14 protein-coding genes are annotated in these 11106 nt (G+C 72.4%); 5 read left to right on the top strand and 9 right to left on the bottom strand.

The annotated features are described in order from the left end of the window. Window positions 1-65: 65 nt before the first annotated feature. The 4 genes from ACWGIS_RS26985 to ACWGIS_RS26970 form a co-directional block, all read right to left on the bottom strand. Window positions 66-1724, bottom strand: a complete 1659-nt coding sequence (locus tag ACWGIS_RS26985) for a catalase (RefSeq protein WP_453365040.1) — start codon at window positions 1722-1724, stop codon at window positions 66-68. A 133-nt stretch (window positions 1725-1857) separates the two neighbouring features. Continuing rightward, the gene (locus tag ACWGIS_RS26980) at window positions 1858-3105 is read right to left on the bottom strand and encodes a cytochrome P450 (RefSeq protein ID WP_453365039.1); all 1248 of its coding nucleotides are present in this window, start codon (window positions 3103-3105) and stop codon (window positions 1858-1860) included. A 359-nt stretch (window positions 3106-3464) separates the two neighbouring features. Next, the gene (locus ACWGIS_RS26975; protein WP_453365038.1) at window positions 3465-3632 is read right to left on the bottom strand and encodes a hypothetical protein; all 168 of its coding nucleotides are present in this window, start codon (window positions 3630-3632) and stop codon (window positions 3465-3467) included. 17 nt (window positions 3633-3649) lie between these two features. Beyond that, window positions 3650-3841 (bottom strand): CsbD family protein, encoded by a 192-nt coding sequence (locus tag ACWGIS_RS26970; RefSeq protein ID WP_453365037.1) that lies wholly within the window; start codon window positions 3839-3841, stop codon window positions 3650-3652. Between the two features lie 301 nt (window positions 3842-4142). Here ACWGIS_RS26970 and ACWGIS_RS26965 point away from each other — a divergent pair, with 301 nt between their 5' ends. The 4 genes from ACWGIS_RS26965 to ACWGIS_RS26950 all read left to right on the top strand — a co-directional run bounded on the left by ACWGIS_RS26965 (window position 4143) and on the right by ACWGIS_RS26950 (window position 6290). Beyond that, on the top strand, window positions 4143-4535 hold the full coding sequence (locus tag ACWGIS_RS26965) for a VOC family protein (RefSeq protein ID WP_453365036.1): 393 nt from the start codon (window positions 4143-4145) through the stop codon (window positions 4533-4535). A 34-nt stretch (window positions 4536-4569) separates the two neighbouring features. Further along, window positions 4570-5475 (top strand): alpha/beta fold hydrolase, encoded by a 906-nt coding sequence (locus tag ACWGIS_RS26960; RefSeq protein WP_453365035.1) that lies wholly within the window; start codon window positions 4570-4572, stop codon window positions 5473-5475. 111 nt (window positions 5476-5586) lie between these two features. Further along, the gene (locus tag ACWGIS_RS26955; protein ID WP_453365034.1) at window positions 5587-5940 is read left to right on the top strand and encodes an ANTAR domain-containing protein; all 354 of its coding nucleotides are present in this window, start codon (window positions 5587-5589) and stop codon (window positions 5938-5940) included. A 176-nt stretch (window positions 5941-6116) separates the two neighbouring features. Next, window positions 6117-6290, top strand: a complete 174-nt coding sequence (locus ACWGIS_RS26950; protein WP_453365033.1) for a CsbD family protein — start codon at window positions 6117-6119, stop codon at window positions 6288-6290. Between the two features lie 176 nt (window positions 6291-6466). Here the strand turns inward: ACWGIS_RS26950 and ACWGIS_RS26945 are convergent, their stop codons facing one another. Further along, window positions 6467-6862 carry an SsgA family sporulation/cell division regulator gene (locus tag ACWGIS_RS26945; protein ID WP_453365043.1) on the bottom strand — a complete coding sequence of 132 codons (396 nt, stop codon included), beginning with the start codon at window positions 6860-6862 and terminating at the stop codon, window positions 6467-6469. Window positions 6863-7154: 292 nt separating this feature from the next. Here ACWGIS_RS26945 and ACWGIS_RS26940 point away from each other — a divergent pair, with 292 nt between their 5' ends. Next, window positions 7155-7586 (top strand): hypothetical protein, encoded by a 432-nt coding sequence (locus tag ACWGIS_RS26940; RefSeq protein WP_453365032.1) that lies wholly within the window; start codon window positions 7155-7157, stop codon window positions 7584-7586. A gap of 178 nt (window positions 7587-7764) precedes the next feature. Here the strand turns inward: ACWGIS_RS26940 and ACWGIS_RS26935 are convergent, their stop codons facing one another. The 4 genes from ACWGIS_RS26935 to ACWGIS_RS26920 form a co-directional block, all read right to left on the bottom strand. Further along, window positions 7765-8199 carry an ATP-binding protein gene (locus ACWGIS_RS26935; protein WP_453365031.1) on the bottom strand — a complete coding sequence of 145 codons (435 nt, stop codon included), beginning with the start codon at window positions 8197-8199 and terminating at the stop codon, window positions 7765-7767. Window positions 8200-8297: 98 nt separating this feature from the next. Beyond that, window positions 8298-8555 carry a WhiB family transcriptional regulator gene (locus ACWGIS_RS26930; protein WP_453365030.1) on the bottom strand — a complete coding sequence of 86 codons (258 nt, stop codon included), beginning with the start codon at window positions 8553-8555 and terminating at the stop codon, window positions 8298-8300. Between the two features lie 117 nt (window positions 8556-8672). After that, window positions 8673-9353, bottom strand: a complete 681-nt coding sequence (locus tag ACWGIS_RS26925; RefSeq protein WP_453365029.1) for a hypothetical protein — start codon at window positions 9351-9353, stop codon at window positions 8673-8675. Further along, window positions 9350-10954 (bottom strand): protein kinase domain-containing protein, encoded by a 1605-nt coding sequence (locus ACWGIS_RS26920; protein WP_453365028.1) that lies wholly within the window; start codon window positions 10952-10954, stop codon window positions 9350-9352. Before ACWGIS_RS26920 ends, ACWGIS_RS26925 begins: the two co-directional genes overlap by 4 nt. Window positions 10955-11106 lie beyond the last annotated feature (152 nt).

Here is an 11106-nt window from a genome sequence, read left to right as displayed (position 1 = left end):
GGCTGTGGAAGGGACCAGCCGGCCGCGGAGCCGTGTCACGCCGGGAACCGGCGGGCGTCAGCGCGTCAGCGCGACACCGTGTGACGGGTGTCGGGCACGCAGTGCGTCATGGTCAGTCCGGACACGTCCCGGGGCGGGTTCTCGCCCAGGTTGGCGAGGCGCTTGCGGTCCTCGTCGGTCAGGTCCTGGCTGGCCAGCGGTTCGAGACCGGAGACGTCCTGCGGGCTGATGCCGAGGCCCTCGCCGACCTTCAGGCCGAGCTCGTTCTCCACCAGCAGGAAGTGCCAGACCATCCGCTCCTGCACCGGCCGGTCGCACTGCGACAGCAGGTCGACGAAGTTCTTGACCAGGTCCTCCTGCTCCCACTGCTCCATCAGCAGATAGCGCTGGCCCGCCTGCGTGTAGTCGTTGGTGCGGGGGATGCGCTTGCGCGTGAGGCGGCCGTGGATCTCCGGCCCCTGCTCGTCATGGGTCGGGTACTGCGCCTCGCGCAGACCGCCGGTGATCGAGGGCTCGTAGTTCACGATCGGGTTCTCGCCGGCGCCGTCCTGGTGGTAGGCCATCTGCCCGTCGCGCTGGTTGGTGCGCACGTCGGCGTTCTTGGCCTGGTTCACCGGAAGCTGGAGGTAGTTCGGGCCGACCCGGTAGCGCTGGGTGTCGCTGTAGGAGAAGGTCCGGCCGACGAGCATCTTGTCGTCGGAGAAGTCCAGCCCGTCCACCAGCACACCGGTGCCGAACGAGATCTGCTCGTTCTCCGCGAAGTAGTTCTCCGGCATCCGGTCGAGCACCATCCGGCCGACCGGCCGCGGCGGGAAGTCCTGCTCCGGCCAGGTCTTGGTGTCGTCCAGCGGGTCGAAGTCCAGCTCGGGGTGGTCGTGGTCCTCCATCATCTGGACCAGCAGTTCCCACTCGGGGTACTCGCCGCGCTCCACCGCCTCGTACAGGTCCTTGGTGGCGTGGCCGAGGCCCTGGGCCTGGACGTTGGCCGCGTCCTCCTCGGTCATGCTGCGCACGCCCTGCTTGGGCATCCAGTGATACTTGACCAGGACCGTGTTGCCCTCCTGGTTCACCCACTTGTACGTGTTGACGCCGAAGCCCTGCATGTGGCGGTAGTCGGCCGGGATCCCGCGCGGGCTGAACAGGTTGACGAGCATGTGCATCGACTCGGGCGTCTGCGACATGAAGTCGAAGATGCGCCGCGGCTGCTGCTCGAAGGTGACCGGGTCCGGCTTCAGGGCGTGGATGACGTCGGGGAACTTGATCGCGTCCCGGATGAAGAACACCCCGAGGTTGTTGCCGACGAGGTCCCAGTTGCCGTCCTCGGTGTAGAACTTCACCGCGAAGCCCCGCGGGTCGCGGGCGGCCTCCGAGGAGTCACGGCCGCCGATCACGGTCGAGAAGCGGACGGCCAGGTCGGTGCGCTTGCCGCGCTCGGCGAACACCTTCGCCCGGGTGAATCGTTCGATGGGCTCGTCGCCCCAGGCGCCGTACGACTCGAAGTAGCCGTAGGCGGTCACCCCGCGGGCGTGCACGACGCGCTCGGGGATCCGCTCGCGGTCGAAGTGGCTGATCTTCTCGAGGAACTGGTAGTTCTCCAGCGTCGCGGGGCCGCGGGCCCCGACGGTGCGCTGGTTCTGGTTGTCGTAGACCGGATGGCCCTGCCGGTTGGTGAGGACCTTCCGGTCGTCGTCCGGGGCGGGACCCTTGCCTGATACGTCCGTCACGTTCGTCGACTCCTTCGACCCGTATGTGCGGTTATCTCCCGATGTACCACGATTTCGCGTCGTCCGTTCACCGGCTGCGGCAGACGGCGTGTGGGTACCCCTGCCGCCGCCGTCGAGTCCCCCGGGCGGCCGCCTACCCGACGAGGCGGACGCCGGTGATCCGGAACCCGCTGCGCGGCCGCGTCGGTATCCGCCGCAGCGGGATGGTCAGGTCCTGGACGGGGACGCCGTACTCCAGCCGGGACAGCCGCACCGCGAGGGCCTCCAGCAGGGCGACGGTGACGGCCTCGCCGGGGCACCGGTGCCCGGTGGACGGATCGTCGCCGCCCTGCGGCACCAGCTCGTCCCGCTCCACCGGACGCTCCAGGAAGCGCTCGGGGCGGAACCGGTACGGGTCCCCCCACAGCTCCGCGTCGTGGTTCTGGCCGTAGAGGTCGAGCAGCACGAGGCCCCCGGCGGGGATGTGCTCGCCCTTCCAGTACAGGTCGGCCGCGGCCCGCCCGCCGGTGAAGGGCGCGAAGGGGTAGAAGCGGCGGACCTCGTGCACGAACGCCGCGCTGTACGCGGTGTCCCCCTCCCGCAGCGGGGCGCGGTTCTCGGGCCAGCGGTGCAGGGCGTGCGCGGCGAAGGCGACGAACCAGGAGACGGCGACGGTGGGGCGGACGATGTTCAGCAGCTCCACGGCGGCCGTCTGCGCGTCGAGCGGGCGGCCGTCGGCGCCGCGGTGATCCGCCACTGTCGCCACGGCCGAGTCCTCCGGCACCCGGGTCTCCCCGTCGCGCACCCGCTCCACCAGGTCGGCGAGCCATGCCTCGCAGCGGACGCGGGCCCGGCGGGCGCGCCAGTGCCGTACTCCCGGGGTGGCGAAGCCGTCCACCAGTGCCACCAGGTCCTGCGCCGTGGCCTCGACCCGGTCCCGCTCCAGCGGTATTCCGGCCCAGCGGCACACCCCGGCCGTCAGGATCTTCGCCGCCTCGTCGAACAGCACGGTCTCCGGCTGTCCGGGCCAGGCGTCCACGGCCTGGTCCCACGCGTCCGTGACCTGTTCGACCAGGTCGGCCACCCGGGCCGGCGGGGTCAGCAGAGACAGGAACATGGCCTTGCGCACCCGGTGCGCCTCGCCGTCCAGCGTGTGGATCGCGCCGTGTCCGAACAGTGTGCTGCGCACGGGTTCCGGCACGGCCTTGTGGCGGTTGACGTGCCGCTCGTCGTAGAAGAAGCGCACGGCGTCGGGCCCCCGCAGTGCCACGGCGTGCCGGCCGGTCAGCCGGGCGCGGACGACCGGGCTCGCGGCGCGGCGCATCCGGTCGGGAAGCCAGGCGTAGCCCTCCAGCAGCAGGGAGCCGGTGTGATCGGCAACGGGGAGGGGTGAGGTGCGCATGGGGCCCGGGTGCCCGAGGGGGCGCCGCGAAAACGCTTCCCCGGGAGTGCGGGTGAGGGTGGTCTTCAGGGTCCGGCGAGACAGGGTGCGGGGTGTCCCCGGGTGCGGAACATTCGGGCCGGTCCGCACGTTGAACGGTATGAGGACGCGGAGGGAACTGTGTCCCCGGGACTCACCCATCGCCCACGAGGACGATCGTTCGGCTGAAGCCTCGTGGAGCCCCTCGCCGGGAGGCGACCGCCCTCCGTGTCCGCCCTCGATCGGCCCCGGCTGGTTTCCCCCGAACCAGTCGGGGCCTCTTTGTGCCCGGACCGGCGGGTTGCGGCCCGACGCCTCGGCGTGCGGTCACGGAGCGTGCGTCACCGGCGGCGGGCCCGCGGCTCGACCGGGGCGATGCCGTGCTCGGCGAGCAGTTCGCCCGCGAGCCGGACGACGCCGTCGGGCGCGGCTCCGGCCTCGGAGGCGCCGAGGTGCGGAGTACGGCGGCGCCGCGTGGTGGGGAGTGCTCCGACGCATCGCGGGAGCACTCCCCACCACGGCGAAGTCAGGTGCGGTCGCGCTTCACGGAGCGGCCGGTCTCCCGGGCACGCTCCTGGGCCTGGCCCGTGACCTTCTCGGCCTCGCCGCGGGCCTGGTCGAGCTTGCCCTCGGCCTGCCGCTCACGACTGCCCGTGACCTTGCCGGCCATCTCCTTGGCCTTGCCCTTCATCTTGTCCATACCGCCCTTGTCCGCCATGGTTCCTCCTCATATGGGGTCTTTTGCCCGCTCAACGTAAGGGGGGATCGGGAGCCACCGCCCGCTGAAGCGTCACGTTCCGTGACCGCCGACCGGACCGCGTACGCCGTGGATCAGCGCGTACCCGACCCGCCCGGGCTTCGCCGCCGCCCCGCGTGCCCGGCACGCCGAGGCAGAGGCGCACGCCAACTCGCCTCGCCGGACCGCCCGTTGAGGCGGACCCGTTTCCTTCGCCCGCCCGGGGTACCCGACATCCTCCTCGGTGAGACCGAACCCGCCGCCCCGACACTGGAGTTGACGCATGGACAGGAACCCGGAGTTCACGCTGGCCGCCACCGTGCTGGACGCGCCCGACGCCCGTGAACTGTCGGTGTTCTACCGCGGCCTGCTGGGCTGGGAGGTGCGGGAGGACGGCCCGGACTGGGTGATGATCGCGCCGCCGGAGGGCGGCGCCGGCCTGTCGTTCCAGACCGAGCCGCACTTCGTCCCGCCGTGCTGGCCGTCGGCGCCCGACGAGCAGCAGATGATGCTCCACCTCGACATCGAGGTGGACGACCTGTCCGCGGCCCTCACGCGTGCCACCGCCCTGGGTGCCCGCCCGGCCGACGTCCAGCCCCAGGACGACGTACGCGTGCTGTTCGACCCGGCCGGGCACCCGTTCTGCCTGTTCGTGCGGGACCCCGAAGCCCGGTAGTTTGCCGACGCGCCGGCGAGGGACGCGGGGAACCATGTTCGAGGACTTCGAAACCCACACGGTCCGGACGGCGGACGCGTCCGTCTTCGTACGCCAGGGCGGGGAGGGACCGCCGGTGCTCCTGCTGCACGGCCATCCCCGGACCTCGGCGACCTGGCACCGCGTAGCGCCGCAACTGGTCGAGCGGGGGTTCACGGTCGTCTGCCCGGACCTGCGGGGCTACGGGCGCTCCCGGGGGCCCGCGCCGACTCCCGATCACACGGGACACTCCAAGCGCGCGGTCGCCGACGACCTGCACGCCGTGATGCGCGAGCTCGGGCACACCCGGTTCGCGCTGGCCGGGCACGACCGGGGAGGCGCCGTCGCCCTGCGGCTCGCGCTCGACCACCCCGACGCGGTCGCCCGCGTGGCACTGCTCGACTGCCTGCCGATCACGGAACACCTCTCCCGCGCCGACGCGACGTTCGCCACGCAATGGTGGCACTGGTTCTTCTTCGCCCAGCCGGACACCCCGGAGCGTGTCATCAACGCCGACCCGGACAGCTGGTACCGCGGCGATCCCGAGAGCATGGGCCGGGAGAACTACGAGGAGTGGCGCGCGGCCACGAGGGACCCGGACGTGGTGCGCGCGATGCTGGAGGACTACCGGGCCGGCCTCACCGTCGACCGGCGTCACGAGGAGGCGGACCGCGCCGCCGGCGTGCGGATTCAGTGCCCCGCGCTGGTCCTCTGGTCGCTCCGCGACGACCTGGAGGACCTCTACGGGGATCCCCTCGAAATCTGGCGGGACTGGGCGCCCGACGTGCGGGGCCACGGCATCGACTCCGGGCACCACGTGGCCGAGGAGGCCCCCGACGAACTGGCCGCGGCGCTGGCCGGATTCTTCGACGGCGTCCGCAGGGACGACGGAGCCGGTGAGGGCGGCGGCTGCCGCCAGTGACGCCCCGGGAGCCGGATGCCCGGCCCTCGAACTGCGCCCGCACCCGCATACGAGGCACACTGGAAAGTGATCTTCTGACGCCGGACTCCCCGGACCCCGGAGGCGACGTTGATGTCGGACACGCAGACAGGGCGGCTCGCTCCGGACGACCGGAGCTGGGACGACGCGGCCAGGCTCGTACGGCTGGAGGACGAGAACCTCCAGCTCAGGCAGGCGGTCTCCTCGCACGCCGTGATCGACCAGGCGATCGGTGTGGTCCTGGCCGTGGGGGAGCTGACGCCCGAGGAGGGCTGGAACGTGCTGCGGCAGACCTCCCAGCGCACCAACGTCAAACTGCGGCGCGTGGCGGAGGCGGTCGTCGAGTGGGCCCGCACGGGAGAGATGCCCGAGGCCCTCAAGGCCGAACTGGAGCGGGCGATCCAACTGGGCAGGGCGCGGACCCGGGCGGCGGAGCGCCTGTCCTGAAGGCGGCGGACGCGGAACGGGCTTACGGCTGCCGGAACGGGCGTTCCCTGCCGTCGTCGCGCCTCCGCTCACCGCTCCGGCCCAGGTGGCCGACCATCCGTACCGAAGGGGTGCTTTCCGGCATACCGTCGTAAAATGGACGGCGCATTGCTGAAGCGGTGAGGATGTGAGCGGCAGTGGCCAAGAACCAGAAGGCGAAGGCCAAGACCGAGCAGGTCAAGGGCAAGGCGAAGGAAGCCGCCGGACGCGCGGTGGGCAACGAGCGCATGACAGCCAAGGGCGCGGCGGAGCAGTCCAAGGGCGACGCCCGGCAGGCCAAGGAGAAGGGCAAGGACGCGCTACGTCACTGACAGGGACATCAGCGCCGCAGCCGGGTCCGCGCACCCCTGTTCGGCGGGCCCGGTCGTGTGACAGGCGTGCGGAGAACCCGGCTGCCGGGCGGCGGCCCGCGCCGTTCCTGCCGCGGCTTCCTGCCGTGGTCCCGCTTGGCGCCCGTACTCGTCCCTTGCGGCGGCGTGCGCGGCGGTCAGCCCCCGGCGATGACCTCGGCCAGGAAACCGTCGACGCACACCTTCTCCTGTCCGGGCTGCACGACCTCGTAGGTCTCGTCCAGGAACGACATGACGGCCGGGGCCCAGGCCAGGATCACGGCGCGGTGCCGCCCCCCGTCGGTGTGCGGCTCGCCGAAGAACTCCATCCGCAGCTCCCGCCACAGCCCCGTGGACTGCGGCTCCATCCGAACGTCGCCCTCGCCGACCGGCCGCTCCATCCCGTCGGCCAGCATCTGGCGGTCGAGTCTCCACCGGGCCAGGACGCGGCCGTCGTGGCTGAACACGATGGTGACGGCGAACGGATCGTCGGCCTCGTACGTCATGTGGGCCAGCACGGAGAAGCGGCCGGTACCGCCCGCTTCGAGCTGCATGACGAGCGTCCTGTGCACGATCGGGATCAAGGGGAGCCTCCGGAGGGAACGGACCTGGAGACCCCTAGTACCCCCGCTGCGCGCATGATGCTCACGCAAATGGGGGATTCACACGGAAGTGACGGGACGACCGTCCCCGGCCGCGACGGCCGGGACCCGGCGCGGGAGCCGGGAGGGTCCCGGACCACCCGCACGCCGTACCGGCGGGCCCTCCGAGCGGCGCCCGGCGCGCGGTCCCACCATTCTGGATGCAGATGCGATCACGTCGCCTACATCGGGGAAGTCGAGTGCCATGAGCGAATCAGAGCTTCCGCCGGAAGGCCGGCCCGTGGACCTGTACCTCGACCTGCTCCGCCTCCGCATGTCCCCCTCGGACTATGCGCTGCTGCTGCGCATGGTGGAACCAGTGCTGGAGGCGATCCAGGAACAGCGGGCCGGACCGATCGAACTGAGTCTGGAGGGCGCCGAGGGCGAGCACGTCTCGCAGGAGGTGCGCGACGAGGCATCCCTCGTCGTCGCGGTCGCCGTCACCGGCCGTCTGGACAACCAGATCGTCGAGATCGAGACGGAGGAGGCCGGCCCCGTCCGGGTCGTCACCGACTCGGGCACCGCGGCCGACCCGGCCAAGTGCCAGGAGATCGCCGAGTTCATCGGCGAGCGCCACCGTCAGGACGAGGAACTGCGCGGTATCGCGGAGGTGAGCGGTCTGCCCACGGATGTCTGAGACCGGCCCGAGGTCCGGGCCGAGCCCCGACGTCCGTCCGATCCCGACGCCCGCCGGTTCCCGGCGGGCCGCGACGGCGGACCGGCCGGCCTGGCTGACAGGCCGCCCCGGCGCCGCGCGCACCAGGAGTGTCCCGGGTCCGCGTCGGCCGACGCCGCTCCCGTGCGTCCGTCGCGTGTCACCAGGGCAGGAACACGTGCACGTCCTTGCCGTCGGGCCGTTCCACCACGCTGACCTGGTCGCTCAGTGCCTGGATCAGGTGCCAGCCCACTCCGCCGCCGCCCCCGTCGGGACTGAACGACCGCGGTGTCGGCCGGACCGTGCTCGTGTCGTGCATGAGCACGTGCACACCGTCGAAGGTGCGGCGCAGCTCCAGCCGGAAGGGACCGGGAGCGTACTGCACCGCGTTGGCGGCCAGTTCCGACACCACCAGCAGGACGTCGTCCAGATGTTCGGCCGCCCTCGGTGGAGCCATCCGCGCGAGGGCACTCAGGTAGTCCTCCGCGGCGAGCCGCGCGTCGGTCACATCGCGCAGCTCACCGGCGAACGTGCTGGTGAGACCCGCGGTGCTGTCGGAAGCCAGGTCGTTGTCCCAGTGCGGCTCGGTCGTCATCTCGCCTTCCCGGTTTCGTGCGAACCGGACACCTGCGGTGCTCCGGTCTCCCCCGTCTGCTTCTGTGGCCGGGCGTGGCGTTGCCCGCGCCGTGCGGTCTACGCCGCCGAGTCGCCGCGGCGACTGGGCATACGGCGCTTGAGCGCGCGGCGTTCGTTCTCGCTGGTGCCACCCCAGACGCCGAGGGTCTGCCCCGTGTCGAGCGCCCACTGGAGGCATTCCTCGCGGACCGGACAACCCCGGCACACGGCCTTCGCCTCCCGGATCTGCAGAAGCGCGGGCCCGGTGCTGCCGACGGGGAAGAAGAGGTCGGGGTCGACGCTCCGGCATGCCGCAGCGTCCCGCCAGCTCTCCATGACAGTCTCCTTCGATCGAGTCGTTCCGGTCGGTGGGACTTCGTTCGTTGTCCGGGTCACCTTCAGACGCGGGAGTGAAACAGCCAACTGGGATCTGATGTGCTGGGCCGGTCCGGGTCAAGGGCAGCGGTATGTGAGATGCGTCGCAATCGTGCGGTGTCCGGGCGAGAGCAGCCGCAACTCCGCCCGCCCCGTGTAGCGGCCCGGGCCCCGGAAGGTCCACAGCAGGTGCAGGCGCGCCGTCTTCTGGCCCCTCGTCACCGTCTCGCGCAGGACCCCGGACGAGGTGCCGTCGCTGCGCACCCAGCGGTACGTCAGCGTGCCGGGTCTCCCGTCGGTGGTGACGGTGGCGACGATGTCGGCCGTGCCGTCGCAGCCGGGAGAGGGGCGGGCGGCGGTGACCGTGACGTCGCGGACGGCGACGGGCGGGCCGGACCGGTCCCAGGCGAGGAAGGCGAGGACGCACAGCAGCACCAGCACGGGCAGTGCGTATCTGCGCGAGCCGCGCCGCCGCCCGGAGGCCGCCGGCGGCGCGGGGAGGATGACGTGCGCCCGGCGTACGGTGTCGGCGTTCACGCCGGGACCGAAGCGCAGCAGGGTGCCGTCGACGCGGTCGGGACGGGTGCCGGGGTCGAGAAGGGTGGCCCCGGAGCCGGACGGCGGCAGCACCAGGGTGTCTCCGCCGGCCGGCACCTCCTCGGGGTCCGGACGCTGGATCCAGTGGCTGGCCAGGGCGGTGGCGCTGTAGTCGTCGTCCCCCTCGCCGCGGTCGCCGGGGACACCGGTGCGGTCGTTCACCGGATGTCACACGCCCGCGTCAGCAGCTGCTGCCACGCGACCCCGGACGCCGCGGCGGGATCGGACGTCGCCTGCACCGCCCAGTAGCAGCCCGTCCCCAGGAACGTGTGGTCGACGGACAGCGTGTACGTCGTCGAACCGCTGCGTTCGTAGGTCACGGCCGCGCCGTCCTGGGTGCCCGACCGGCCGCGGGCGTCACCGGTGAACCAGGCGACCGTCAGCCCGACCGGCCCCGTTCCGTCGGTGGTGACGGTGACCGTCGCCGTACCCGTCGCCGGCCCGGTCTGCCGGAAGCCGGTGAGCGTCACCTCCTTGACCGCGGCGGGAGCGACGGTCGGCGTCGTGGTCGGATCGGGGGCGGTCGCCGTCGGTGACGCGGTCCCGGCGGGCGCGGACACCGAGGGCGGCGCGGTGGTCTCGGCGTCGTCCGGTCCCGACGGCGAGGGCGGGGGAGTGCCGTCCGGTGCGGACGCGGTCGGCGAGCCGGAGGGCGCCGGGCTCGTGGGCCCGGAGGTCACGTCCGGCTGCGTGCTCGTGGTGGCCAGCGCCTGCGCGGCCTGCCCCGCGGCGTCCGGCGTGTCCGGTCCGGTGCCGTAGGCCAGCAGGAGGCCGACGACGAGCGCGGCGGCCGAGGCCAGCAGGGCTCCGCGGCCGGGCAGCCAGGAGCGTAGGACGCCCGGGTTCTGGGCGAGGACCGTGCGGGCGGTGTCCGTGGTGCCGTGCGGAGTGCGGGGCGCCGAGGGGAGCAGCAGCAGCGAGAGGGCCACGAGCGCGGCGAGCCGGCCACGTCCGCGCTCCTCCCAGTCGGCTCCGTAGGCACCGTGCGCGGCGGCCTCCAGCTCCGCCACGAAGTCATCGGCGTTCGGCGGCCGTTCACCGGGGGACTTGGCCAACCCGCGCAGCACGAGGGGGCGCAGCGCCTCGGGGACCTCCTCGGCCGGGATCTCCCCGTCCACGTGCTTGAGGGCGAGTTCGGCCATGTTGTCGCCGCGGTAGGGCTTGCGGCCGGTCAGGCACTCGAAGAACGTGGCGGTGGCCGCGTAGACGTCGGCGGCCGGGGAGGCGGGAGCGCCGGTCCACTGCTCCGGGGCCATGTACGAGGGGGTGCCCGCGATGCCTGCCGTGCTGCCGTCGCCGGCCGCGATGCCGAAGTCGACGAGTTTGGAGGTGCCCTCGGCGGTGACGAGGACGTTCTCCGGTTTGTAGTCGCGGTGCACCACGCCGAGGCGGTGGGCGTCGGCGAGGCCGAGCAGCGAGCCCTTGAGCAGGGTGAGCGCCGCCTCGGGCGCGAGGGGCGCCTCCTGGGTGAGCAGCCGGCGCAGGGAGAGGCCGTCGACGAGCTCCATCACGATGGCCGCGCCGTCCGGGCCCTCGACGTACTCGTACAGACCGGCCACGTGCGGGCTTTCGAGGCCGCCCAGCAGGCGGGCCTCGGCGCGGAACTCGGCGACGAAACCGGGACGCGTGCGCAGGGACTCGTTGAGGTACTTCACCGCGACGGGGAGCCCGGTCTCCTCGTGGACGGCCAGGGCGACCCGACCGCTCGCTCCGGAGCCGAGCTCACGCGCTTCCGTGTAGCCCGGCACTGCCCAAGTGTTCATGCCCATCCCCCCGAGACGCGGTGCGCGCGGGGCGACCGCGGGCCCACGCGCTTCCAGTCGTGTGCTCGAAGACACGTTTCCGGCCAGTGCGGTTGCACCTCGCGCGCTCGTGCACGACGGAACGGCCCGCCGCGGTGCGCGACGGGCCGTCC

The sequence above is a fragment of the Streptomyces sp. NPDC054842 genome (genome assembly GCF_053611025.1).
This window is presented reverse-complemented; position numbering and strand designations above follow the sequence as displayed.

Excerpts from the sequence above, each read along its gene's own strand:
- ACWGIS_RS26980 (WP_453365039.1), bottom strand. The coding sequence starts at position 3,105 with ATGCGCACCTCACCCCTCCCCGTTGCCGATCACACCGGCTCCCTGCTG.
- ACWGIS_RS26970 (WP_453365037.1), bottom strand. The coding sequence starts at position 3,841 with ATGGCGGACAAGGGCGGTATGGACAAGATGAAGGGCAAGGCCAAGGAG.
- ACWGIS_RS26965 (WP_453365036.1), top strand. The coding sequence starts at position 4,143 with ATGGACAGGAACCCGGAGTTCACGCTGGCCGCCACCGTGCTGGACGCG.
- ACWGIS_RS26960 (WP_453365035.1), top strand. The coding sequence starts at position 4,570 with ATGTTCGAGGACTTCGAAACCCACACGGTCCGGACGGCGGACGCGTCC.
- ACWGIS_RS26955 (WP_453365034.1), top strand. The coding sequence starts at position 5,587 with ATGTCGGACACGCAGACAGGGCGGCTCGCTCCGGACGACCGGAGCTGG.
- ACWGIS_RS26945 (WP_453365043.1), bottom strand. The coding sequence starts at position 6,862 with ATGCAGCTCGAAGCGGGCGGTACCGGCCGCTTCTCCGTGCTGGCCCAC.
- ACWGIS_RS26940 (WP_453365032.1), top strand. The coding sequence starts at position 7,155 with ATGAGCGAATCAGAGCTTCCGCCGGAAGGCCGGCCCGTGGACCTGTAC.
- ACWGIS_RS26935 (WP_453365031.1), bottom strand. The coding sequence starts at position 8,199 with ATGACGACCGAGCCGCACTGGGACAACGACCTGGCTTCCGACAGCACC.
- ACWGIS_RS26930 (WP_453365030.1), bottom strand. The coding sequence starts at position 8,555 with ATGGAGAGCTGGCGGGACGCTGCGGCATGCCGGAGCGTCGACCCCGAC.
- ACWGIS_RS26920 (WP_453365028.1), bottom strand. The coding sequence starts at position 10,954 with ATGAACACTTGGGCAGTGCCGGGCTACACGGAAGCGCGTGAGCTCGGC.